Below are 22,451 nucleotides of genomic sequence, written 5' to 3'. Positions count from 1 at the left end.
CATTTGAAAACTTTTCTTGAGAGATAAGGTTGCGTGGCGGGCGCCATGCGGAGTTCCTCCGGGATCTCGGCCATGGCGCGACCTCAAGCGAGTCCATCGTCGGGCAAAGCTCGACCGTTCGGCGCAAGCGCCGCGGGTCAGATCAGCGATGTCGTAGATGGAGAGTTCGCGAGGTCAGCGCGTACTCGACGCGCCCTCACACGGAGGATGATCGCAGGACGGATTGGAAACGGCATCGTGGGACGATGAAACGTGTGTCAATACCGCGTTGAATCCGTAGGACATGATACCTCCCCGTCCTGCCGTGATCGCTCACGACAAGGTCCTGCGTAAAAGAACTCCCGCGCTATACTCAAGTCGCGGATGTCCTGCCCGTCTGTTCGTGTCGTCCGCTCGGCTTCGCCATCGCGCCTGTCGGGGCAGCCTCGAGATGTCTCTCATATCCGCTTGACGCGAACGGGGTCGCTAAGATCCCGCTTGGAGACATTCAGACAAAGAGCTACCATTCCCATATTGCTATGGGTTTGATCCGACAATCGCTTGTTGAAGCGTCGCCTACGTGCACACCGCCGCCGATTTGCACGCTCGCCTCGTTTCTTAAACCGCGCTGGTCTCAAGATCGTGGGCGCCGCGAACGACTTAAGGAATACACTAAGCGGAAAGACTCGCAACGAAATTGATTCACACTTGAGGCATCAAAAAACTTGACCAGCGTTAACGCCGCGCACGAGTTGTTCACAGGCTTGAGACCAAGTTTTTGGATTCGTGCACAGATTCGAAAATGCGGCGCATCATGTGACATTGACTCCCCCATCGCCAAAAAATTTTTACAAAATCGTCACGCACGCGACGCGCGGGCGAGTTTTCCAAATGCTTGTCGCCGCTATGTCGATAAGTGATTAGCGAGACATCGTTTTTTGAGTCTCGTTTCACAGGGTAACTCCACCGCGAAACGTGTTCCGGTGAAACTACGGTGTGCAGAACTATCGCGCGTGCGAATTCAACTTAGGCCCGCGCCGCAGGGGTTTTTCGCAGCGCAGTGAAAGTTGCCGCTGTTGCAAAAACAGCGGCAGGTAGAACTACGGACGCAGCATGGCGAAGACGGCGAGACTCTTCCGACGGAAGATCAGTCGTCCAAAGACCACAAGCGGGAATTGTGACAGGCAACAAAAAGCCCGGCGTGAAAGCCGGGCTGTTTGACCTGCGCAATGTTCGCTTCAGCCGATCGAATGAAGATCGGATCGCACTGCGAACTTTACTTCACGAGTTCACTTGGCGAGCTTGGCGATCTGCGCGGTGAGGCGCGAGACTTTGCGGCTGGCGTTGTTCTTGTGAATGATGTTGCGCTGAGCGGCGCGCATCAGCGCGGGCTCGGCACTGGCCAGCGCCTTGACGGCGGCGGCGCGATCGCCGGTCGCGATGGCCTCTTCGACGTTACGCACGGCACCGCGCATCTGGGTGCGGCGCGACTTGTTGACGGCAGTGCGGCGGGCGATCTTGCGCGTCGCTTTCTTGGCGGAAGTGGTATTGGCCATGGTCTCAATGTCCTTTGCGGTACCGGTCGCGTCTTGGTCGGGTAGCGCCGGCTGCTTGACCGCGGAATCGACGCTCGGATTTAGGGTGTTCGGTGCAAGGCTGTCCCCGGAACATGAGCGATAGACCTTGCGGCTATCTCTGAGGCCCAAAAGAGCCTGCAACTGCTCAAAGAACAGCGGCGGCAGGATTGCGCCCGCCGCCAGTTGGCGCCCTTATAGAGGGGGTCTTTGGCACCGTCAACGCTTTCCAGGCCGGGAAAACAGGCCCTTGGGCGTTCCGAGGGGGCCGTAACGCCCTGATGAGGTTGAATTTCTACCGTCTCCCGGCTATTGGCTGGCGGCATTTCGACGGCGTTTGAAGGGGCGTCCGACCGGGCGACCATTTGGGGTGGGGCATGATCCGCGGCTTTTTCCGACTGATTGGCTTGCTGCTGCTGGCCGGCGGGTTCTTCTTCATGGTCTATGACGGCGCCCGCTGGGTGGCCGACCAGACCCTGCGGTTCACCCGGTTCGGCCAGTTCTGGAACGACATCAACCAGGCCAGCCAGTCCGCGTTCCGGACCTGGGTCGAGGCCAAGGCGCCCTGGCTCTGGACCTCGGTGATCCGCCTGGTGCTGGACCAGCCGGTTTTCGCCGTCCTCGGCCTCCTCGGCATTTTCCTGATGATCCTGTTCCGCCCGCGCAAGCCGCTGATCGGCTATTCCCGGGATTGATCTCCAATTCCCGCCGGACTGAGCTCCGAGCGAGGGGCGGCGTAACAAGACTGCCGCTCCCAGCGTAAAAACCTATATTCCCACTCGATCACGAGCACGCGCCGCCCGAGCATCTGGCTCAGGCGACGCACATCTCGTTTGCGGAGGTTCATCATGTTGTTCATGCGCAAGTCCACCGCATTGCCGAGCGCAGCCGACGCGCTGCCCGGCCGTGTGCAAGCCATTCCCACCGCGAGCATTCATTTCGTCAACGGCGCGAGATTGCAGCCGCCTTATCCCGCCGGCCTTGAGCAGGCGGTGTTCGGCCTTGGTTGCTTCTGGGGCGCCGAGCGCAAATTCTGGGAACTCGGCGACGGCATTTACACGACAGCTGTCGGCTATGCCGGCGGTCACACGCCGAACCCGACCTATGAAGAGACCTGTTTGGGGCGTACCGGCCATACCGAAGTGGTGCTGGTCGTGTTCGATCCGAAGAAGATCTCCTATGAGAGGCTGCTGAAGACGTTCTGGGAGAACCACAACCCGACGCAGGGCATGCGACAGGGCAACGACGTCGGCACGCAATATCGGAGTGCGATCTACACCTACTCCGACGCGCAGAAGAAAGCCGCCGATGAGTGGAAGGCGCTCTATCAGAAGGCGCTCAACGCAAAAGGTCTCGGTGCGATCACCACCGAGATCGCGCCGGCCGGCCCGTTCTATTTCGCCGAGGACTACCATCAGCAATATCTGGCGAAGAACCCCGCCGGTTATTGCGGCCTCGGCGGCACCGGCGTGTCGTGTCCGATCGGTGTTGGTGTGAGCGCGTAAGCGCTCAATGGTGCCACACCGGCGCTACACCTCTCCCGCTTGCGGGAGAGGTCGCGCTTCGCTCCTGGCGTGCAGCGCCGCCCCACATCGCCCCTCAACCCTTTATTAACCATAACTGGTGCAAGACTGGAGCTGTCTCGTTTTTAGGGATGGTCCGGTGCGAGTTCTGCGCGCGTTTCGATGGTCGATCTTGGCAGCGTCCGCCGCGCTGACCCTGGGCGGCTGCATGCAGACCGCTGGTCCCGTCGCGATGGTTCAGCCCCGTCCCGATCTCGACGCGATGGCCTATGGCCAGCCCTATAGCGCTCCGCCGGTCGTCGTTGCCAACAACGGCGGCGGTGCCATTGCCGCGCTCAGCAATTCCTTTGCCTCGGGTCCTGCACCCGTGCCGGTCGCCTATGCCGCGCCGGTGGTGGCCGCGCCGGTTCGCTACGACTCTTCCTATCACCTCGATGCCGGCGACAAGCTGCGTGTCGTGGTCTATGGCCAGGAAGGTCTCACCAACAGCTACGCCATCGATGCCGGCGGCTCCATCACCATGCCGCTGATCGGCGCGGTGCCGGCGCGCGGCCGCACCACGGCGGGACTTGCCGGCGAGATCGCAGCGCGCCTGCGCAACGGCTACATCCGCGAGCCGTCGGTCGCCGTCGAGATCGAGTCCTACCGCCCGTTCTTCATCCTCGGTGAAGTCGCCGCCCCCGGCCAATATCCCTACGTGCCGAACATGACAGTCGAAAGCGCGGTCGCGATCGCCGGCGGCTTTTCACCGCGTGCCAAGCGCGATGTGGTCACCGTCACCCACACCGAAGGCGGCGGCGCCATGCGCGCCGTCGTGCCGCTCGGCACACCCGTCAGCCCCGGCGACACCGTGTTCGTCGGCGAGCGCTGGTTTTGACCAAGTACAACGTACTTCGTCATTCCGGGATGGTGCGCTAGCACCAGACCCGGAATCTCGAGGTTCTATGGTGCGCAACTGCGCACCATAGTTCGCAGCTCGCGCGCCCCGGAATGACTGCGGAGCTTCATCGCCTGAAATCCAGCCGCCCGTTCGGAAAGCATCCGTCGATGCGCGCGGCATCGACCACGAGTCCGATCCACGGCCGCATGATCGCGGGATTGGTCAGGTTGATGTATTTCCCGACCAGGCGATTGCCGTCCTCGCGCGCAGCATCGATCAGTCCGTGTCGGCGGCCCTCATCCCAATCGAACCGCAGATAGATCCGACCAGCCATGACGCGGACTTCCGCGCGGCCTTGCTTCCATGTCTCCGGCGTATCGCCGGCGATGGTCGGATCGGCGCCACCGTTCCAGCGGCTCGCCCACGCGCCTTCGAGCGGGTCGGAGGGAGCGGGAATGGACGCCCAATGCGCGGCATTGCCGTCGGCCGCGCCCCCGGCGAGCGTTGCCGTCGCGGCGTATTCCGTCACGCCGTGATCGGTCGGCTCGGGAACATCGATGGTGCCGAATGGATTGCGGATGATGCGGGCCATGGTTTCCTGCATGAGTACTTCTCCGTGGAAAATAACTCGATTCAGTCAGCCTTATCGCCACGGCCCGCGATGCGCCCACCCGATTTCCCTGCCAGCCTACGTCGGCGCCACCGCTCACGCCTTCAGGTGAGTTTGCGCGAAGCTCGCCGCCTCTTCGATCGAAGCCATGCCCTCATCGAGCATCGGCGCGAACAGCTGCCAGGAATGGCACATACCGTCCCAAACCTTGAGCTCCGCCGTACATCCCGCGTTGCGCAGCCTGTCGGCGATCCGGATGCTGTCGTCGCGCAGCAGTTCCCAGGAGCCGACGTGAATGAGGGTTGGAGGCAGTTTCGACAGGTCGTCGTCGAACGGCGTCACCAGCGATGACTTCGGATCGCCCTTGCCGATATAGACATTCGTGAACAGCGACATCAGTTGCGGCGTCAGCAAGGGCGCGTCGCTGATCGTTCGATACGACTCGCTCTGGCCCGTGAAATCGAGCGCCGGCGACATCAGGATCAATGCGCCAGGTGCGGGCCGTCCGGCGTCTCGCGCCCGGACCGCGGCGGCGAGCGCAAGGTTGCCGCCTGCGGAATCGCCGCTCAGAGCGATGGCGGATGCCGGATAGCCGCGATCGAGCGCCCATTCGTAGACTGCGAACGCATCGTCGTGCGCGAAAGGCGCAGGATTTTCCGGCGCAAGCCGATAGTCGGCGGCAAGAACCGGAACGCCCGAGAGCCGCGCAAGATTTGCCGCGATCACGCGATGCGAACGCGACGAGCCGAAGAAGAAACCGCCGCCGTGGAAATAGATGATCAGGCGCTTGTCGTCCGCGCCGCTAAAGCGGATCAGGTCGCCTCCCGCCGGACCTGCCGGAACCCGCTCAACCATGATTCCTTCGGGGATCGGCGTCGGGGCATTGATGGCTTCGAACCACGCTCGCATCTCCGGCGGGCCGGCATTCTCCGGCGGTGGGAATTGGGCGCTGATTTCAAGGATAGCTGCGAGCTGCTGCTTGGACACGTTCACTCCTTTGTGGCGAACCGACCGCCGGTCGCGCCGGCCCGGATTCGTCGCGTATCGTGATGCGACCGATCTGTTGCTGCGCCGGCCCCGCGTGCGGAAACGGCGACGCCGCTCAGTTCATCCGCACGATCGGCTTGATGGCCTCGCCGGTTTCCGAGGCGTGGATCGCCTTGTTGATCTCGTCGAGCGCGTAGAACTTCACGAGCTTGTCGAACGGGAAGCGCCCCTGCCGGTAGAGGTCGATCAGCATCGGAATGAAGGTGTCCGGGTTGGACTCGCCTTCGACGATGCCGATGAGGCGGCGTCCGCCACTCATGAAGTGAGTCTCGTTGAGGACGATTTCGGCATCCGGTCCCGATGCTCCCAGGATGCCACAGGCACCGCGCGGACCGAGGCTCTCCACAGCGCTGCGGATCACCGTGGGCACGCCGGTGGTGTCGAGCGCGAAATTGAGCCCGCTGCCGGTGATGCGCATGATCTCCTCGACCGGATTGACCGTGGTCGGATCGATCGTGTGGGTGGCGCCAAGCGCCCTGGCGATGCTAAGCCGGGACGGCTTGGTGTCGACGGCGATGATCTTGGTTGCGCCGACGACGACGGCGGCCATCAGGGCAGACAGACCCACCGAGCCCGCGCCGAACACGGCAAAGGACTTTCCAGGTAACACTCTCAGGGCATTCAGGACGGCGCCGGCCCCGGTCTGCACGCCGCAGGCGAGCGGGCCCAGCAGGTCGAGCGGCACGTCGCTTGGCACCTTCACGACATTCGCCTCGTGGCACAGCGCATGGGTTGCGAATGACGACTGGCCGAAGAAGTTGCCGTTGATACGCTCACCGTCCGCAGAGAGGCCGCTGGTGCCGTCGACCCGGGCGGCGAAGAAGTTGCGTGGGAAGAATTCGTGGCAATAGGTCGTCGCGTGGTCGCGGCAGCTCGGGCAGGCTCCGCAGGAGTTGAACGTCATCACCACGTGATCGCCCGGCTTCACTTTGCTGATGGCGGCCCCGACGGCTTCGACGATGCCGGCTCCTTCATGGCCGAGCACGACCGGCAGGGGCGTCGGCAGCATTCCGTCGCGCACGACGAGATCGGTGTGGCAGACGCCGGTCGCGGCCACCTTCACGAGGATTTCGTCGGCGCGCGGGGTTTCGATCTCGATGGTTTCGAGGCTGAGCGGCGCACCCTTTTCGCGGGCGATTGCGGCACGAATTTTCATGGTGGGATCTCCGGTCGGGAATGAAAGTTGCTGCAACAGAATTGGAAGTCGTGGGCGCGTCCGGCGCAGCGCGCCGGGCGCAGGTAGGAAGCTCAGAACGGGTACGGCGTCGCTTGCGGTTTCTCGGAGGTCCACACCCACTGCGTGAACTCTTCCCAGATCGCGGGGCCGCTGACGCGGCTGCCATTGCCGGAGCGGCCGCGGCCGCCGAACGGCGCGAACGGGCCGCCATTCACCGTCTGGTCGTTGATGTGGAGCTGGCCGACATTCAACCGCTCCCCGACAGCGCGGGCGCGCGCGATCGAGCCCGAAATGACGCCGGCGGCGAGGCCATATTCGGAGAGATTGGCTAGCGCGACCGCATCGTCGTCCGTCGCGAAGCTGACCATGCAGGCGACTGGTCCGAAAATCTCCTCTTCGAAGGCGAGCATGCCGGGCTTCACGTCGGCGAGCACAGTCGCCTGGTAGTAGCGGCCGTCATGGCTGCCGCCGGCGAGTAGCCGCGCGCCCTTGGCCACTGCATCGTCCACGATGGATTGAATCTTCTCGACTTGCGCATCGCTGATGATCGGTCCGAGCGCGACGCGCCCGGATGAGGGGTCTCCGGCAGGCAGATGACGCGCCTTTTCGGCAATCCGGTTCGCCAGGCCTTCGGCGACGTTCTTCTGCGCCAGCACGAGGCCGGTCGACATGCAGATCTGACCCTGGTGCAGGAAGGCGCCCCAGGCGGCGTTGGACGCCGCGATGTCGAGATCGGCATCGTCGAGCACGATCAGCGAATTCTTGCCGCCGAGCTCGAGTTGGACCTTCTTGAGATGGCGACCGGCGACTTCGCCGACCTTGCTGCCGCCCGCTGCCGAACCGGTGAAGGAGATCATCGCGATGTTGGGATCGGCGCACATCGCTTCACCTGCCACAGCGCCGCCTGGCACGACCTGGAGCACGCCAGCAGGCAGGCCGGCTTCCTCGAAGATTCGCGCGATGATGATGCCGCCCGACACGGCCGTGCGCGGATCGGGCTTGTGAACGACCGCATTGCCTACCGCGAGCGCCGCGGCGACGGCGCGGATCGAAAGCACCAGCGGGAAGTTGAACGGCGAGATTACGCCGACCACGCCATGCGGCACGCGCTTGGCTGTGTTGGAGCGGCCCGGCTCCATCGAGGGCAGCAGGATCCCGTTGGGCTCGAGAGCGATGGCAGCGGCATGACGCACGAAGCCCGCGCCATGCTCGATCTCGATCGCGGCCTTCGGCTGGATCGAGCCGCTCTCGCGCATGATCCAGCCGATCAATTCTTCGCCGTTTCGTTCGAGCAGGTCAGCCGCCTTGTTGAGGATTGCGGTGCGTTCCTGCGGGAGCTTCTCCGCCCAGGTCGGCTGGGCAAGACGCGCCGCGCGTGCGGCCCTCGCAATATCAGTCGCATCGCCGATGCCTACGGAGCCCAGCACTGCGCGCGTCGCGGGATCGCTCACGTCGGTAACGCCGCCGCCGGTCGCGCACCACTCGCCGAGGAACGCCTTACCGTGCCAACGTTCGACGGCAATGAAGTTGTGAGCCTGTGTGTTCATCAAATTTCCTCCCGTGGCCGCGTTGTGCGGCTGTCGTTGACGCATCGGCGGCATGACGCCGGCGGAGCAGGGAGGAAAACGAGACGCAAAGGCGCACAGTCGGTGGACAGGCATGGATCTGCCCGCCGTGGCCTTGCATGCCAGCCCTCTTGTATCGTTGTCCTTCCCTTCGTGCGGGGGCATTAGCAAGCCGGATGCCAGGGCCCCTCGATGCTTTTGATCTGGCTCTCGGCGCAGGATAAATAGTGTAATAAAATCAATGCGATGTTGGTTACGAAAAGCCCCGTCTGGGGCCGCTTGGTTTCTTGGTCGGGCGTTTCCATCTTTCTCAAATGATGAAATGGGCTTAAAGGTCGATTTCATCATTTGAGAAAATAGAGGGGCCGTGTCGGACCCAGACGCTCTGATTTCATTGGCCGAGGCGTCGCGCCGGGCCGCCCGGATTTTGAGCCGGGGCGCGAGCAGCGAGGTCAGGACCGGCGCACCGCCGACCTTCGACGACCTCGCTGAATCCCTCCACTTTGCGCTCGGCGACGGCCGCATCTGGCTCAACGACCAGCGCATGGTCTTGATGCAGTCCCAGGTGCTCGGACGATTGCGTGCCGAGATCATCGACGCCTTCGGCGTCGAAGCCGCCAAGGCGATCTTCATGCGGGTCGGTTACATGCAGGGCGCGCGCGACGCGGCGTTGATTCAGAAGCGCTTTCCCAACGAAGATCTCACCCACGCGCTCGCCGCCGGCCCTCGCGTCCACACGCTGGAAGGGTTCGTCAAAGTCACGACGCGTCATTTCGAGTTCGACCGCGACAAGGGGACCTATTTCGGCGAGTTCTACTGGGATGATTCGTCCGAAGCCGCCGAGCACCTGGCAAGCTACGGCCCCGCCACCGAGCCAGTCTGCTGGCTGCAGATCGGCTATCCCTCCGGCTACACCACAAAACTGTTCGGCAAGCCGGTGATCTTTCGGGAGGTCGAGTGCGCCGGCATGGGCGCCTCGCGCTGCGTGGTGATCGGGCAACATGCGGACGCCTGGGGCGACGATGCGCCGGAGCGGCAATATTTCGGCCTGGAGTGGAAGAGCCGACCGGTCCGCGCCGCGGGTGGAAGTGCCGTTGCCAAAGGCGAGCCGTCCGCCACTATCGAGGCGAGAGGCGACGTTGCGGTCGGCGTTTCGGCTGCGTTCGTGCGCACGCGGCGCCAATTGGAGCGTGTCGCCGCAACCGATGCGACGGTGCTTTTCGTCGGTGAATCCGGCGTCGGCAAGGAGCTGTTCTCGAGCCAGCTGCACGCGATGAGTCGGCGCCCTGAAGGGCCCTTCGTCGCGATCAACTGTGCGGCGATTCCCGAGCAGCTTGTGGAGTCCGAATTGTTCGGTGTCGAGAAGGGGGCCTATACCGGCGCGATTGCGTCACGCGCAGGCTACTTCGAGCGTGCCGCGGGAGGTACGCTCTTTCTCGATGAAATTGCGTCGCTGACCTATTCGGCGCAAGGAAAGGTGCTGCGGGCGCTGCAAGAGCGCAAGATCGAACGGGTCGGAGGATCGAAGACAATCTCGCTTGACGTCAGGGTGGTCGCCGCCTCCAACGTCGATCTGAGCGCGGAAGTTGCCGCCGGGCGATTCCGGCAGGATCTGTATTTCAGGCTCTGCGTGTTCCCGATCGCGATCCCACCGCTGCGCGAACGTCGAGATGACATCCCGCTCCTGATGGCGCATTTTCTGGGCGTCTATTCGGCGCGCCATGGGCGTCGCTTGACCGGTTTCAGCGGCCGCGCCACCGACGCGCTGCTGAAATACGACTATCCGGGCAACATCAGGGAATTGCAGAATCTGATCGAGCGCGGGGTCGTTTACGCCGAGGATGGCGGAGTGATCGACGTTGCTCATCTCTTCAGCGGTTCCGAACTGCTGCCGCCGTTCTCGATCCAGCTCACGAGTGACGGACGGCTCGGACGTGTGCCTCTTCATCAGGACGGGCCGCCGCAGCACGGGACGCCCGACACTCCGCAATTCCAGGGCAATGAATCGTTTGCGGAAGTCGAGCGTGCCATCTATGAAACGGCACTGACGCATGCGGGCGGCAATGTTTCGGCCGCGGCGCGTGCGCTGAAGATCAGCCGGGCTCAGCTCGACTATCGGCTGCGAAGGCTGGGCCTGCGCAGCTAGCCGGTCCGGAACGGCGTCTGCGACGTCACGTCAAATGCTTCGCAAAGAACGCCATGCTACGCGGCCAGGCGATATCGGAACTCGCCTTGTCGTAGCTTTGCCGCTCGTCGCAATGGAAGCCGTGCTGGGCGCCGGGATAGATGAAGACCTCGACATCGGGCCGCTTCGCCTTGACGCTCTCGACATCGGTCAGGGGAATGCCGGCATCCTTCTCACCGAAGTGCAGCTGCGTCGGCACCTTCGGCTTCTCATCCGCAAAGCGCACGACGGCGCCGCCATAATAGCCGATGGCGGCTTTCAGGCCGGCGAGCCGCGTCGCCGCGACAAAGGCGATGCTGCCGCCGAGACAGAAGCCGATGATGCCGACCGGGCCGGCGCTTCTGACCGTGTCGATCGCGGCCTGCGTGTCGCGCAGCATCGCATTCCAATCGGGGCTGGCGACGAACTTGCGCGCTTCCGCGATCTCGTCGGGCGTATAGCCCGACTGGAAGTTCGGCGTGGTGCGATCGAAGATCGACGGCGCGATCGCGACATAGCCTTCGCCCGCGAGCCGGTCGCAGACCGAGCGGATGTGATGATTGACGCCAAAAATCTCCTGGATCACCACCACCGCGCCTTTCGGCGCGCCCGAGGGGTCGGCGCGATAGGCGCCGAGCTGGAAATTGTCCGACGCCGTCAGTTGGATGTCTTGTCCCACGCGGGTTGTCCTTCTTGGTTGTTCGTTGATTGAGAATTCTGCTCGTTCCGCAAACTCGTCATGCCCGGGCATGACGATGGGGCAACTTCAACGCAAAACCGCGGATACGATTTCTCTGAGACACGAAGAGCAGCGATCACTCCCACATCCAGTTCTCGCCATAATCCTCTTTCCATCCCGCCAGCCGTCCGTGACGGAATTGCAGGAACAGGCGGTGACGGTAGGGCACCAATCCACTGCCGCCGATGTCGCGAAGGGCGAGATAGATCTCGTTGCCGGGGCGGCCCCGGACATATTGCAGGGGTTGTCCGAGTGCGTGCGCGGTCTGATCCACATCCATCCCGAACGCCAGAGGCGTGTTGTTCGACAAGGTCTCGACGAAGGGCCGGCGCAGCGGCACCGTGCCGAAGGGCTCGGCCTGCACGGACGCCGCCATGGAGAGAAGCGCTGCGCCCGCAGCCAAGATTGCCCGCTTCATTTTCGTGATCCTCGTCTCGTCGTCTATTCCGGCAAGTTCTTCAGGAAAGGCACCACGGCGTCAACAAAAGCCTTGGGCTGGTCGATGTTGACGGCATGTCCGGCGGCGGGGATCACGACCTTTTGTGCGCCGGGGATCTTTGCCGCCATGTAGTCGGACGCCGCCAGGAACGGTGTGTCGTCGGCGCCGACCACGATTAGGCTGGGCGCCTTGATGCCGGGCAGCAGCTCCATCACCGCGACATCGCGCTGGGTCATCATGCCGCGCGCGGCGAGCGCCAATCCCCTGGCGTTGCGATGGCTGGCGGTGGCGCGCTCGCGCGTGGCCGCCTTCAGCACGTCGAGACCTTCGCGATCGAGCTTGTCGGCGGTGGCGAGCGCCCGCGCATTCCAGGCCTCGCGCGCATCGTCCTTCCTGAAGCCCGGACCGGTGTCGATGATCAGCAGCGCGCGCGTGCGTGTTGGATGGGTGCGATAGAACGCGAGCGACATGTAGCCGCCGAGCGACAATCCGCCGATGATGGCGCGCCTGGCGCCGACCGCATCGAGGATCGCCGCCATGTCGCCGACGGTGAGCGCCTCGCTATAGGCCTTGGGGTCGTCGGGATAATCGGACTGCCCGTGCCCGCGCATGTCCCACAAGATCAGTCGGTGGTCGCGCGCCAGCGCATCGATCTGGCCGTGCCACATCGCTGAGGTCGAGGAATAGCCATGGGTGAGCAGCAGCGGCGGCCCGTCGCCGTGAATCTCGTAATAGATGCCGACGCCGTCCCGATCGATCTTTGGCATTGTTTCCGCCTCTTTCTTTTTTCTCGCCGCAACACCGGTGCACCCTCTCCCGCAAGGGGAGAAGGGAAGCCCGAGTCTGCGGCCTCATCCTAGCCTGCCAAGTTACTTCGAAGAAACTGCCTGAGCGCATTCGGCGCTGATGCCTCGCGTGCTCTACTTGTTGCGTTCAGTGGCTACCATCAGCGCGGGTGTCGCAGCGCACAACAAGCCGATGCCGAGTTAGTTTCGATCGATTCGAAATTGCATTTGCCTCTCGCCGCGAACCCGATCATTCTCGCGCGCAAGGTGGGCGCCAGCCCGGTGGGCGTCTGCTGCTCAAGTTGCCGCCGTAAGCGGCTTCATGCACCGGCAGGGGAAGACGCCTATGCCAACGCTCACGATCAACGGGCGGAGTATGTCCGTGGATGCGGCAAACGACACGCCGCTCCTTTGGGCCATCCGCGAACAATTGCAAATGACCGGCACGAAATTCGGCTGCGGTGCCGGCCTGTGCGGCGCCTGCACCGTGCACGTCAACGGCGAAGCCGTGCGCTCGTGCCAGACCATGGTCGGCGATGTCGCCGGCAAGAAGATCACCACCATCGAAGGGCTTTCCGCCAAGGGTGATCATCCGCTTCAGAAGGCGTGGATCGCCGAGCAGGTGCCGCAATGCGGCTACTGCCAGTCCGGGCAGATCATGCAGGCGGCTTCGCTGCTGGCGAAGAACGCCAATCCGACCAAGGAAGAGGTCGTGGCGCATATGGACGGCAATCTCTGCCGTTGCATGACCTACTCGCGGATCCAGAAGGCAATCATGCGCGCCGCCACCGAGATGCGCACCGCATCCGCCGCCGGCAACGAGCGGAGGCCCACATGAATCAGCACGTGAAGAACGTCACACCCGAAACGACCGATCTCAGCCGCCGCTCCTTCCTGGTCGGCACGGCCGCGACAGGCCTCGTGCTCGGCTATGCCGGCGTGCCCGGAATCGGTGAAGCGCTCGCTGCGGCGCCGGCCAATTTCGAGCCGAGCGTCTGGTATTCGATCTCGCCGGACGGCCTGGTCACCGTGACCTGCGGCAAGGCCGACATGGGTCAGCACATCGCCTCCACCATGGCGCAGATCGTCTGCGAGGAGCTGGGCGCGAAGTGGAGCGACATGCGGGTCAACCTCGCCTCCAACGATCCGAAGTTCAACGACCCCGTGCTGGGGGCGCAAATCACCGGCGGAAGCTGGTCGACCATGATGAACTTCGAGGCGATGAGCCGCGCGGGCGCTGCCGGCCGCATGGCCCTGACGGAGGCCGCTGCCGCGGCCATGGGCTTGCCGCCCTACTTCAAGGACGAGCTCGTCGTCCGCGACTCCATGGTTTCGCACCCGAAATCGAAAAAGCAGATGTCGTTTGCCGACATCGTGAAGAGCGGCAAGGCGACCAAGACCTTCACGCCTGACGAGATCAAGGCGATCAAGCTGAAGACTCCGGATCAATACACCATGATCGGTGTGTCGGTGCCGCAGCTCGACATCCCCTCCAAGACCAACGGCACGGCCAAGTACGGCATCGACGTGATGATTCCGGGCATGGCCTATGGCGCGATCGTCACGCCGCCGGTGCGCTTCGGCGCCACGGTGAAATCGGTCGACGATTCGGCTGCGAAGTCCGTGCCGGGCTTCATCAAGGCCGTCATCCTCGACGACAAGACGCAGACGACGTCGGGCTGGGTGGTCGCGGTCGCCGGCACTTATGCCAATGCCAAGAAGGCGGCGGCAGCGCTGAAGATCAGCTATGACGGCGGCCCGAATGCGAAGCTGTCGAGCCAGTCGCTGCTCGATGAAGCCAAGCGGCTTCAGGGTCTGGACGATTCCGGCCAGTTCTTCGTCAAGGACGGCGATCCCGCAGCCGCCCTCGGCACGGCTGCCAAGGTGCTGGAGGCGGAGTACACCACCAGCATCAACATCCACGCGCCGATGGAGCCGATGAACGCCACCGCGGAGTTCAAGGGCGACATCCTGCACATCTATTCCGGCAACCAGTTCGCGACGCGCTCCGGCGCGATTGCGGCAGGCGCGGCCGGGATCGATCCAAAATTCGTGGTGATGCACCAGATGTGGCTCGGCGGCGGTTTCGGCCGCAGGCTCGATGCCGACATGATGGTGCCGGCCGTGCAGGCGGCGAAGGCCGTGGGCAAGCCGGTGAAGGTGATCTACACGCGCGAGAACGACATGACGATGGATTTCTCGCGTCCGCTCACCTACCAGAAAGTGAAGGCCGGCGTGGACGGCGACGGCAAGCTCGTCGCGCTCAGCCACGACGTGGTCTCGGCCTGGCCGACCGCGCGCTGGGGAATTCCTGATTTCCTCACGCCCTCGGTCGACAAGAAGGGGCCGCTCGATTCCTTCACCGTGAACGGATCGGACTTCTTCTACACCGTGCCCAACCATCATGTGCGGGCGATCAAGAACGAGATGGCGCACAACGCCACTCCGTCGGGTCAGCTCCGTTCGGTGGCGCCGGGTTGGACCTTCTGGGCGGTCGAAAGCATGATCGACGAGATCGCGGCTGCGACCGGCAAGGATCCGGCGCAATACCGCATCTCGCTGCTCGACGGCGCCGGCAAGAACGACGGCGGCGCGCAGCGGCTGCGCAACACCCTGCTCGCGGCGATGGGCCTCGCCGGCTACGGCACCAAGAAGCTGCCGAAGGGCGAGGGCATGGGCGTGGCCTGCGTGTCGTCGCAGGAACGCGCGACCGCAAGCTGGACGGCTTGCGTCGCGCACGTCGCTGTCGCGCCCTCGGGCGAGGTGACCGTGAAGAAGCTCACGGTCGCAACCGACGTCGGCACGCAGGTGCATCCCGACAACATCCGCGCCCAGGTCGAGGGTGCGGCGCTGTGGGGCCTGTCGCTGGCGATGTACGAGAAGGCGACGCTGAAGGACGGTGGCATCGAGCAGACCAACTTCGACAGCTACAGGCCTTTGCGCATGAGCCAGATGCCGGAGGTCGCAGTCGCGGTGATCGCCAATGGCGAGAAGGCCACCGGCGTCGGTGAGCCCGCGGTGACGGTCGTCGCTCCCGCCATCGGCAACGCCATCTTCAATGCCAGTGGCGCTCGCGTCCGGGCGCTGCCGATTACGGCCGAGGCCGTGAAGGGGGCGATGAAGGCGTAAGGCGAGCTGCCATCGCGGAATGAGATGATCCGCCGGAGGGGTAGCCTCCGGCGGATTTTTTGCGCGCTGCATCCCCACACTCTCCGTCACGCTTTGCGAAAGCGGGGCATCCAGTACGCCGCGGCTTCTCGGTTCAAGCCGCGCCATCTCGGAGTCCTGGATCGCCCGGTCAAGCCGGGGGACGACGGCGGGGTTAAAATCCCCTTTGTTTTCAAGGGCCCGTCTACTGTGCATGGGGTTGTTTTCGCGGTTCGGGTTCCGCGCATCCGTAAAATTGCGTGCAATTCGCCAAGGTTCCGTTGAGCACGCCTCTTAAGGGCCGGAGAACCTGATCCGGCTTAGGCTGATGCCGAATACACTCCCGTGCTCTTGGGGAAGCCATGAACGCGCCAGCCAAATCCGCCGCCAAACGCCGGCTTCTGCTTGCCTCCGACCGGAGCGATGCGAGCACCGAGCTCGCCAGCATCCTGAAGGCGGTCGGCGACGTTGCGACGGTGACGACACAGGAAATCCCTGAACAGCCGTCACGCGAACTCTCCGGCCTCGTGGTCGACATCAACCTGCGTTCGCCCGAGAGCGTACAGCGCGTGCGCAACAGGCTGCGCGGCGAAGGCTATCGTTCGATGCCGCGGCTGTTCGTGCTGGCGGACGCCCTGCACCACGGCACCATGCAGGCGTGGGCGCTGGGCGCCACCGACACCATCTCGCGGCCGCTGCAGCCCGACGCGATCCTGCAGCGCATCCGCGCCGCATTCCCGGACACTGCGACCTATGACGCGACCGATCGCGGCAAGACGCTCAACCGCGGCGTCGAGGCGGCGCATGCGGTGCTGACGAAGATGTTCGAGAGGCTGCCGCTCGGCGTGCCCCTGACCTTCGACGACGTCGTCGCCGCCGAGAACAAGATTCTGAAAGCGATCAAGCACTCCTCGCTGCGCGAATGGCTCACCACCGTCGGCTGCCACCATGTCGGCAGCTACCGCCACTGCCTGTTCGTCACCGGCTTCGCGGTCGCCTTCGCGCAGCATCTCGGCATGCGCGAGGACGATCAGCGCCGGCTGACCCGCGCGGCGCTGCTGCACGATGTCGGCAAGGCCTTCGTTCCCTCGAACCTGCTCGACAAGCCCGGCAAGCTCACCGACGAGGAAATGGCCGAGGTCCGCCATCATCCGCGCCGTGGCTATGACGCGCTTGCGGCGCAAGGCGGCTTCCCGCCGGAGATGCTCGACGTCGTCCTGCATCACCACGAATTCCTCGACGGCTCAGGCTATCCGAACGGGCTGTCGTCGAACCAGATCAGCGACATCGTGCGGCTGACGACGATCGTCGACATCTATGCCGCCCTGGTGGAGAAGCGAGCCTATCGCATGCCGTTCACGCATTCGCGTGCCTTCACGATGATGGAAGGCATGGGCGGCAAGCTGGACCAGCAACTGCTGCAGGCGTTCCGTCCCGTGGCGCTGGGGTCGTTCTAGGCGAGATGCCGCAGGGTGGGTTACGCCTTCGGCTAACCCACCCGACAAAGTCACCCCACCATCTTCCGCAGCTCTGCCTTCGCCACCTTCTCCAGGGTCGAACGCGGCATGTCGTCGACAAGGTGGATCTCGCGCGGCACCTTGAAGTCGGCGAGGCCTTCGCGGCAGGCCGCGATCACGCGGTCCGGAAGATCCGGTGCCGCGCCCGCGACACCGCCATGCGGGATGATGAAGACAACGGGCACCTCGTCCAGCATCGGATGCTTCTTCGCTACCACCGCCGGGGACGATTGCGATCACCTGCTCGATCTCGGAGGCCGCGACGTTCTCGCCGCCGACCTTCAGCATGTCCTTGGCGCGGTCGCCGAACCTGATAGAGCCGTTCTCCAGGCGCTCGACGCGGTCGCCGGTGAGAAAGAAACCGCGCCACGGCACATCGAGTCCGTCGGACGGGCCCACGATTCCGGTTGCGGTCCGTTGAATGGACATGACTCCCCCGTGCAGCCTGCATCCTGATCGCGGCTGCCTCTTGATGATTGCGTCTTTCCGCCATCACGCGGCGCGGCGCGAAGGCGGGGAGGGGATCTAATCTGCGTACGACGAAATCTCGATCAGGCTACCATCCGGATCCCGGCAATAGACCGATCGCAACGTACCGCGCGCGCCCTGCTTGGGAACCGGGCCTTCCTCGATCGCAACTCCGTGGGCCTTCAAATGCGTCACGACCTCGTCGGGCGTCGAGGAGGTGAGGAAGCACAGATCCTCGCTGCCGGCGGTCTGGTGGTCGGCGGTGAACCACTCCAGCTTGTCGGCGTCGCGCGGCCGCACGTTGATCTTCTGTTGACCAAACTGCAGCGAGGTCCGCGGCGCTTTGCCGCCGCCGGGGTCGAACACCTTGACTTCCATGCCCAGAATCTTGCGATACCACTCGGTGGTGACAGCGACGTCGGCGACGTTGATCACGAGGTGATCGAGAGCCTGAACCTTGACTGGCATGCCTTATCCTTTCGTCGCCATGGACGTTGCGCACTTTCCGCGCGTGGCGCGCTTTGTTACAACGCCGCTGCCGCGACTTTCAAGACAGCTGCTTTTCAAGAACAACACCTGGGAGAACCCTTGAGATGATCACCCGCCGTTCCGCGCTCGGCCTGCTCGCCGCCACCCCGCTTGCAGCCAGCCCGCTGTCGAAGGCCTTTGCAGCGGACTATCCGTCCCGGCCGGTGAAGTTCGTGGTCGGCTATCCGCCGGGCGGCGCCACTGACATCCTGGCGCGGCTGATCGGCCAGCGCCTGTCGGAAAAGCTCGGCCAGCAATTCGTGGTCGAGAACAAGCCGGGCGCCGGCAACAATATCGGCACCGAATCCGTGGTGAATGCCGAACCGGATGGCTACACCGTGTTGCTGGTCAATCCGGCGAACTACATCAACTCCACGCTTTATGCCAACCTCAAGTTCAACTTCGTCCGCGACATCGCGCCGATCGCCGCCTTCCAGCGCGTGCCGAACGTGATGACCGTCAACAAGGACGTGCCGGCCAAGACCGTCGCCGAGTTCATCGACTACGTGAAGGCCAATCCCGGCAAGGTGAACATGGCGTCCTCCGGCAACGGCACCTCGGTGCATCTGTCCGGCGAGATGTTCATGGCGATGACCGGCTGCAAGATGCAGCACGTGCCCTATCGCGGTGCGGCGCCCGCGATCACCGACATGCTCGGCGGCCAGGTGCAGGTGATCTTCGACAACATGCCCTCGATCATCCAGCACATCCGCTCCGGCTCGCTTCGCGCGCTCGGCGTCACCACGGCGCAGCGCTCGCCGCAACTGCCCGATGTGCCCGCGATCGGCGAGACCGTGAAGGATTACGAAGCGAGCGCGCTGTTCGGCATCGGTGCGCCGAAGAATATGCCCAAGGACTTGATCGCCAAGCTCAACAACGAGATCAACACGCTCATGAAGGAGCCCGACATGACCAAGCGACTGGTCGAGCTCGGCGGTGATCCGCTGGTCGAGACGCCGGAGGCGTTCGGCCGGGAGATCGAGGCCGAGACCGCCAAATGGAAGAAGGTCGTCGAGTTCGCCGGCCTCAAGGTCGAGTAGCGAACTCGCGCGTGAGCATGAACGGAGCCCCGCCGCAAGGCGGGGCTTTTTTCTTTGCGGCGGTTCCCACTTGACGGAACGGCGTTTGCGCCTATACTAAACCGTATGGTTAAGTATCGGGATGAGGCGCTCGATCGCACCTTTGCTGCACTGTCCGATCCGACGCGGCGCGCGCTGCTGGCGCGTCTCGGCGAAAAGGACAGCCTGTCGGTGAGCGAGCTGGCGACGCCGTTCGCGATCTCGCTGCCGGCGATCATGAAGCATCTCGATGTGCTCACCGATGCGGGCTTGATCGTGCGCGAAAAGACCGGGCGCACGGTCTCCTGCCGGCTCACCGCGCAGCCGATGGAGCAGGCGATGAACTGGCTCAATCGCTACGCGCAATTCTGGTCCGAAAGCTTCGACCGCCTTGCCGCCTTTGTGGAGGACAAATCATGGTCAATGCAGCCGCCAGTGCCGCCGAACGCGCAACCGAAGGTCCAAGCCTCACGCTCACGCGCCGGCTGCGCGCGCGGCCGGAAAAGGTCTTCGCCGCCTGGACGCAAGCCGCGCAGCTAGTGCAATGGTTCGGGCCTCCGAACATGAGGCCGGCGACGCTGAACGCCGAGCTCGATGTTCGTACCGGCGGCCGCTACCGTATCTCGTTCACCCGCGACGACGGCGAATATTTCGAGGCGGGCGGCATCTACCGCGAGGTCGTGCCAAACGAGCGGCTGGTCTTCACCTGGGCCTGGCATTCGACGCCGGAGCGGGAATCGCTGGTGACGATCACGCTGAAGCCCGACAGCGCCGGTACGCTGATGATCTTTCATCATGCTCAGTTTTTCGACGAAATCGCGCGCGATAACCATCAGCGCGGCTGGAGCTCGTTCTTCGACAAGCTCGACGCCTTCGTCGCTTGATCCCTGTCAGAGGAGGACATCATGCAGCAACATCAGGTTGTCTCGCGCGAGCAATGGATCGCCGCTCGCAAAACCCATCTGGCGCACGAGAAGGAGTTTTCTCAGGCCCGCGAGCGTCTGGCAGAGGAGCGCCGCGCCTTGCCCTGGGTGAAGGTCGATAAAGACTACGTATTCGACGGGCCGGACGGCAGCGTGACGCTCGCTGATCTCTTCAAGGGGCGCCCGCAGCTGGTGGTCCAGCATGTGATGTTTGCGCCGGATTGGGACGCGGCCTGCAAGAGCTGCTCCTTCTGGGTCGATGGTTTCGAGCGCATGGTGCCGCATCTGGCGGCGCGCGACACCACCATGGCCGCGATCTCGCTGGCGCCAGTCGAAAAGCTCGAGGCGTTCAAGAAGCGCATGGGCTGGCGTTTCGACTGGGTATCTTCAGGCGGCAACGCCTTCAACTACGATTACGGGGTCTCGTTCACGCGCGAGCAGATCGAGCAAGGTGTGCCGAAATACAATTTTGGTACCACGCCGTTCTATGGCCCGGAGTTGCCCGGCATCAGCGTGTTCTTTCGCAACGAAGCCGGCGAGATCTTTCACACCTATTCCTGCTTCGCCCGCGGCCTCGACATGATGAACGCCGCGTATCAATATCTCGATCTCACGCCGCTCGGCCGTCACGAGGAAGGTCTTCCCTATCCGATGGATTGGGTCCGCCTGCACGACCAGTACGAGCCGCAGGCGAAGGGCGCGTGCTGCCACGGGTGAGGGGGGGCTCAGCCTACATCAAAGATGTCGTCGCCCGGCTTGGCCGGGCGACCCAGTTCTCCGAGACGGGAGTGATCTAATCGAGAAGCCGCGGCGTGCTGGATTCCCCGCTTGCCGCCTACGCTAAAGCTTCGGCGCCCCAAGACCTCAACCCCGGCGTAGCCGGGTCGCGGGGAATGACAGCGGGGGTGACGCGGCAGCGCGCCTCGGCGCGCGGTAGCTACTTCTTCGCGTCAGCCTGTTCCGTGGCGTTGCAAGAGATCAGCATCGTATAGGCGCGGGCATTGCCGGCGATGTCGGTGGTCTTGAGTTCACCCTTCGGCTCGGTCGTCTGGTAAGGCACCACCGAATTGTCGAGGAAGTCGCGCAGCGCGCCGGTCTTGATGGCGAAATTGATGTTTTCGGGGATGCTGCCGGTTGCCGCGGCGACGCGCAATCCGTCGAGCTTCCCGGTGACGACGCCGACGACCTGACCGGTCGTGTCGAACAGCGGGCCTCCGCTGTTGCCGGGCTGCACGGGCGCGCTGATTTGCAGGAAGCGCGAATCGTTGCGCATGCCGCTGAGCGAGCTCACAATGCCCGTCGTCACGGTGAAGTCCGAGGTCAGCAATCCGTGGAACGGAAAGCCGATCGCGACGACAGAATCGCCGGACCGAATCGGGCGGTCACGGATCCGGGCGAAGTCCTTGAACGTCGCCGTCGACGGCGCCTGCAACAAAGCGAGATCGTTGTTGGCATCAGCAGACACCACGCGCAACACCATCGCGGATTCGCCGGTAAGATTGCCCTTGAGCTCGCTGCAACCGTCGATCACGTGGTTGTTGGTGACGATGTGCCCGCTAGCGCTGACCACGAAGCCGGTGCCGAAGCCGGAGCTACTCTTGGCCCCTCTGCCGGGCTTGCCGGTTGGCGGCGAGCCTTGCTTGTCTGCCGTAGCTGCTGGCTTAGCGGCACCTTTGGTGAAATCGCCGGCCTTGTCGAGCCCGTCAGCCTTCACCTTGGTCACGCAATTGGCCAAGGCCGCGATCACCGGCCCGGTCGAGGTCAGATCGAAATTCAGAACCGCACGGCCGGCTGTCGCCACCATCAGGCTCGCCTTCTGAAACGTGCGGACGACATTGAGCGGCATCACGGCCGTGAGCATGTTGGGCTGGTAGGCCGTGGCGAACAGCCTGGCCTGCTCCTGCCCGTCAAAGATTACGTCGATCGCTGCATTCTCGCCCTTGGTGAAGTGGTAGCCGGGACTCGCGAAGGCCAACGACCATGTGCCGGCGGCATTCTGGCTCACGACCAGGATGACGCCGTTCGCGTAGGGCGCGGTCGCTGCGCAATGGGAGAAGGCGCCGGTCTCGTCGTTGCTGAAGGCGCCGCCGATCCAGTTGCCGACATTGACGTTGCCGAATGGTCCTTTCGCCTGCGCGACGCCGGCAAAACTCACCAGTAACAGAACGACGGCGACAAACGATTTCACCCACATGACTCCCCCCGGGTCGCTAAGGCTGCATCCTATCTGCGCGGGCAGGCTCTGCGCAACCGCTAGTTGTCTGTTCGAGCCGGATGCTTTTCGCGGTGACTCTCAGGCTTGCTTTCACTTTGTGATGCGGTATACTT

Annotated in this window: 21 protein-coding genes and 1 pseudogene; 11 read left to right on the top strand and 11 right to left on the bottom strand. The window is 63.7% G+C overall.

The window, feature by feature from the left end:
• Positions 1 to 1,268: 1,268 nt before the first annotated feature.
• Positions 1,269 to 1,535, bottom strand: coding sequence for a 30S ribosomal protein S20 (rpsT, locus tag ACWAT4_RS39300; protein WP_212302074.1), 267 nt, complete (start codon positions 1,533 to 1,535; stop codon positions 1,269 to 1,271).
• Positions 1,536 to 1,930: 395 nt separating this feature from the next.
• Here rpsT and ACWAT4_RS39295 point away from each other — a divergent pair, with 395 nt between their 5' ends.
• The 3 genes from ACWAT4_RS39295 to ACWAT4_RS39285 all read left to right on the top strand — a co-directional run bounded on the left by ACWAT4_RS39295 (position 1,931) and on the right by ACWAT4_RS39285 (position 3,953).
• Positions 1,931 to 2,248: a hypothetical protein gene (locus ACWAT4_RS39295; RefSeq protein WP_212302075.1), complete on the top strand. Its 318-nt coding sequence runs from the start codon at positions 1,931 to 1,933 to the stop codon at positions 2,246 to 2,248.
• Positions 2,249 to 2,401: 153 nt separating this feature from the next.
• Positions 2,402 to 3,058, top strand: a complete 657-nt coding sequence (gene msrA, locus ACWAT4_RS39290) for a peptide-methionine (S)-S-oxide reductase MsrA (RefSeq protein WP_449729548.1) — start codon at positions 2,402 to 2,404, stop codon at positions 3,056 to 3,058.
• A gap of 157 nt (positions 3,059 to 3,215) precedes the next feature.
• Positions 3,216 to 3,953, top strand: a complete 738-nt coding sequence (locus ACWAT4_RS39285; RefSeq protein ID WP_349629459.1) for a polysaccharide biosynthesis/export family protein — start codon at positions 3,216 to 3,218, stop codon at positions 3,951 to 3,953.
• A 127-nt stretch (positions 3,954 to 4,080) separates the two neighbouring features.
• On the opposite strand, the gene ACWAT4_RS39280 is transcribed toward ACWAT4_RS39285, so the two are convergent.
• The 4 genes from ACWAT4_RS39280 to ACWAT4_RS39265 all read right to left on the bottom strand — a co-directional run bounded on the left by ACWAT4_RS39280 (position 4,081) and on the right by ACWAT4_RS39265 (position 8,337).
• On the bottom strand, positions 4,081 to 4,560 hold the full coding sequence (locus ACWAT4_RS39280) for a hypothetical protein (protein ID WP_212302077.1): 480 nt from the start codon (positions 4,558 to 4,560) through the stop codon (positions 4,081 to 4,083).
• A 102-nt stretch (positions 4,561 to 4,662) separates the two neighbouring features.
• On the bottom strand, positions 4,663 to 5,553 hold the full coding sequence (locus ACWAT4_RS39275) for an alpha/beta hydrolase fold domain-containing protein (protein WP_212302078.1): 891 nt from the start codon (positions 5,551 to 5,553) through the stop codon (positions 4,663 to 4,665).
• 115 nt (positions 5,554 to 5,668) lie between these two features.
• Positions 5,669 to 6,769, bottom strand: coding sequence for an NAD(P)-dependent alcohol dehydrogenase (locus ACWAT4_RS39270; protein ID WP_212424284.1), 1,101 nt, complete (start codon positions 6,767 to 6,769; stop codon positions 5,669 to 5,671).
• A 92-nt stretch (positions 6,770 to 6,861) separates the two neighbouring features.
• Positions 6,862 to 8,337: a benzaldehyde dehydrogenase gene (locus tag ACWAT4_RS39265; RefSeq protein WP_212302080.1), complete on the bottom strand. Its 1,476-nt coding sequence runs from the start codon at positions 8,335 to 8,337 to the stop codon at positions 6,862 to 6,864.
• Positions 8,338 to 8,722: 385 nt separating this feature from the next.
• Here ACWAT4_RS39265 and ACWAT4_RS39260 point away from each other — a divergent pair, with 385 nt between their 5' ends.
• Positions 8,723 to 10,501: a sigma 54-interacting transcriptional regulator gene (locus tag ACWAT4_RS39260; protein ID WP_212302081.1), complete on the top strand. Its 1,779-nt coding sequence runs from the start codon at positions 8,723 to 8,725 to the stop codon at positions 10,499 to 10,501.
• 25 nt (positions 10,502 to 10,526) lie between these two features.
• On the opposite strand, the gene ACWAT4_RS39255 is transcribed toward ACWAT4_RS39260, so the two are convergent.
• From ACWAT4_RS39255 to ACWAT4_RS39245, 3 genes are all read right to left on the bottom strand, one after another.
• On the bottom strand, positions 10,527 to 11,198 hold the full coding sequence (locus ACWAT4_RS39255) for a dienelactone hydrolase family protein (RefSeq protein WP_449729547.1): 672 nt from the start codon (positions 11,196 to 11,198) through the stop codon (positions 10,527 to 10,529).
• Positions 11,199 to 11,334: 136 nt separating this feature from the next.
• Entirely contained in the window at positions 11,335 to 11,676 is a 342-nt protein-coding gene (locus ACWAT4_RS39250) for a hypothetical protein (protein ID WP_449729546.1), read from the bottom strand.
• Between the two features lie 23 nt (positions 11,677 to 11,699).
• Entirely contained in the window at positions 11,700 to 12,464 is a 765-nt protein-coding gene (locus ACWAT4_RS39245) for an alpha/beta fold hydrolase (RefSeq protein ID WP_449729545.1), read from the bottom strand.
• A gap of 364 nt (positions 12,465 to 12,828) precedes the next feature.
• On the opposite strand from ACWAT4_RS39245, the gene ACWAT4_RS39240 reads away from it, so the two are divergent.
• The 3 genes from ACWAT4_RS39240 to ACWAT4_RS39230 all read left to right on the top strand — a co-directional run bounded on the left by ACWAT4_RS39240 (position 12,829) and on the right by ACWAT4_RS39230 (position 17,086).
• A complete protein-coding gene (locus ACWAT4_RS39240; protein WP_092231998.1) occupies positions 12,829 to 13,320 on the top strand; it encodes a (2Fe-2S)-binding protein in 492 nt (163 codons plus the stop codon).
• Positions 13,317 to 15,611, top strand: coding sequence for a xanthine dehydrogenase family protein molybdopterin-binding subunit (locus tag ACWAT4_RS39235; protein WP_449729544.1), 2,295 nt, complete (start codon positions 13,317 to 13,319; stop codon positions 15,609 to 15,611). Before ACWAT4_RS39240 ends, ACWAT4_RS39235 begins: the two co-directional genes overlap by 4 nt.
• A 380-nt stretch (positions 15,612 to 15,991) precedes the next feature.
• Complete coding sequence (locus ACWAT4_RS39230; protein ID WP_212302087.1) at positions 15,992 to 17,086, top strand: HD-GYP domain-containing protein; 1,095 nt, start codon at positions 15,992 to 15,994, stop codon at positions 17,084 to 17,086.
• 50 nt (positions 17,087 to 17,136) lie between these two features.
• Here ACWAT4_RS39230 and ACWAT4_RS39225 read toward each other — a convergent pair.
• Both ACWAT4_RS39225 and ACWAT4_RS39220 read right to left on the bottom strand, forming a co-directional pair.
• Positions 17,137 to 17,509: pseudogene (locus tag ACWAT4_RS39225) on the bottom strand (AMP-binding enzyme); the annotation flags it as partial.
• 162 nt (positions 17,510 to 17,671) lie between these two features.
• Positions 17,672 to 18,082, bottom strand: coding sequence for a VOC family protein (locus tag ACWAT4_RS39220; RefSeq protein WP_449729543.1), 411 nt, complete (start codon positions 18,080 to 18,082; stop codon positions 17,672 to 17,674).
• Positions 18,083 to 18,207: 125 nt separating this feature from the next.
• Here ACWAT4_RS39220 and ACWAT4_RS39215 point away from each other — a divergent pair, with 125 nt between their 5' ends.
• From ACWAT4_RS39215 to ACWAT4_RS39200, 4 genes are all read left to right on the top strand, one after another.
• Positions 18,208 to 19,182, top strand: coding sequence for a Bug family tripartite tricarboxylate transporter substrate binding protein (locus ACWAT4_RS39215; RefSeq protein ID WP_212302089.1), 975 nt, complete (start codon positions 18,208 to 18,210; stop codon positions 19,180 to 19,182).
• Between the two features lie 105 nt (positions 19,183 to 19,287).
• Positions 19,288 to 19,740: an ArsR/SmtB family transcription factor gene (locus ACWAT4_RS39210; protein ID WP_449729542.1), complete on the top strand. Its 453-nt coding sequence runs from the start codon at positions 19,288 to 19,290 to the stop codon at positions 19,738 to 19,740.
• A complete protein-coding gene (locus ACWAT4_RS39205) occupies positions 19,740 to 20,084 on the top strand; it encodes an SRPBCC family protein (protein WP_349629470.1) in 345 nt (114 codons plus the stop codon). Before ACWAT4_RS39210 ends, ACWAT4_RS39205 begins: the two co-directional genes overlap by 1 nt.
• Before the next feature lie 21 nt (positions 20,085 to 20,105).
• Positions 20,106 to 20,840 carry a DUF899 domain-containing protein gene (locus tag ACWAT4_RS39200; RefSeq protein WP_449729541.1) on the top strand — a complete coding sequence of 245 codons (735 nt, stop codon included), beginning with the start codon at positions 20,106 to 20,108 and terminating at the stop codon, positions 20,838 to 20,840.
• Between the two features lie 220 nt (positions 20,841 to 21,060).
• Here ACWAT4_RS39200 and ACWAT4_RS39195 read toward each other — a convergent pair whose 3' ends face one another.
• Positions 21,061 to 22,317, bottom strand: coding sequence for a S1C family serine protease (locus tag ACWAT4_RS39195; protein WP_449729540.1), 1,257 nt, complete (start codon positions 22,315 to 22,317; stop codon positions 21,061 to 21,063).
• Positions 22,318 to 22,451 lie beyond the last annotated feature (134 nt).

It is taken from the genome of Bradyrhizobium sp. T-1 (genome assembly GCF_053592855.1).
The sequence above is the reverse complement of the archived record's forward strand: the minus strand, read 5'-3'. Positions and strand labels throughout refer to the sequence as shown.

Coding starts and splice junctions, on each gene's coding strand:
- rpsT (WP_212302074.1), bottom strand. CDS start 1,535: ATGGCCAATACCACTTCCGCCAAGAAAGCGACGCGCAAGATCGCCCGC.
- ACWAT4_RS39295 (WP_212302075.1), top strand. CDS start 1,931: ATGATCCGCGGCTTTTTCCGACTGATTGGCTTGCTGCTGCTGGCCGGC.
- msrA (WP_449729548.1), top strand. CDS start 2,402: ATGTTGTTCATGCGCAAGTCCACCGCATTGCCGAGCGCAGCCGACGCG.
- ACWAT4_RS39280 (WP_212302077.1), bottom strand. CDS start 4,560: ATGCAGGAAACCATGGCCCGCATCATCCGCAATCCATTCGGCACCATC.
- ACWAT4_RS39270 (WP_212424284.1), bottom strand. CDS start 6,769: ATGAAAATTCGTGCCGCAATCGCCCGCGAAAAGGGTGCGCCGCTCAGC.
- ACWAT4_RS39265 (WP_212302080.1), bottom strand. CDS start 8,337: ATGAACACACAGGCTCACAACTTCATTGCCGTCGAACGTTGGCACGGT.
- ACWAT4_RS39250 (WP_449729546.1), bottom strand. CDS start 11,676: ATGAAGCGGGCAATCTTGGCTGCGGGCGCAGCGCTTCTCTCCATGGCG.
- ACWAT4_RS39245 (WP_449729545.1), bottom strand. CDS start 12,464: ATGCCAAAGATCGATCGGGACGGCGTCGGCATCTATTACGAGATTCAC.
- ACWAT4_RS39240 (WP_092231998.1), top strand. CDS start 12,829: ATGCCAACGCTCACGATCAACGGGCGGAGTATGTCCGTGGATGCGGCA.
- ACWAT4_RS39235 (WP_449729544.1), top strand. CDS start 13,317: ATGAATCAGCACGTGAAGAACGTCACACCCGAAACGACCGATCTCAGC.
- ACWAT4_RS39230 (WP_212302087.1), top strand. CDS start 15,992: ATGAACGCGCCAGCCAAATCCGCCGCCAAACGCCGGCTTCTGCTTGCC.
- ACWAT4_RS39220 (WP_449729543.1), bottom strand. CDS start 18,082: ATGCCAGTCAAGGTTCAGGCTCTCGATCACCTCGTGATCAACGTCGCC.
- ACWAT4_RS39215 (WP_212302089.1), top strand. CDS start 18,208: ATGATCACCCGCCGTTCCGCGCTCGGCCTGCTCGCCGCCACCCCGCTT.
- ACWAT4_RS39210 (WP_449729542.1), top strand. CDS start 19,288: ATGGTTAAGTATCGGGATGAGGCGCTCGATCGCACCTTTGCTGCACTG.
- ACWAT4_RS39200 (WP_449729541.1), top strand. CDS start 20,106: ATGCAGCAACATCAGGTTGTCTCGCGCGAGCAATGGATCGCCGCTCGC.
- ACWAT4_RS39195 (WP_449729540.1), bottom strand. CDS start 22,317: ATGTGGGTGAAATCGTTTGTCGCCGTCGTTCTGTTACTGGTGAGTTTT.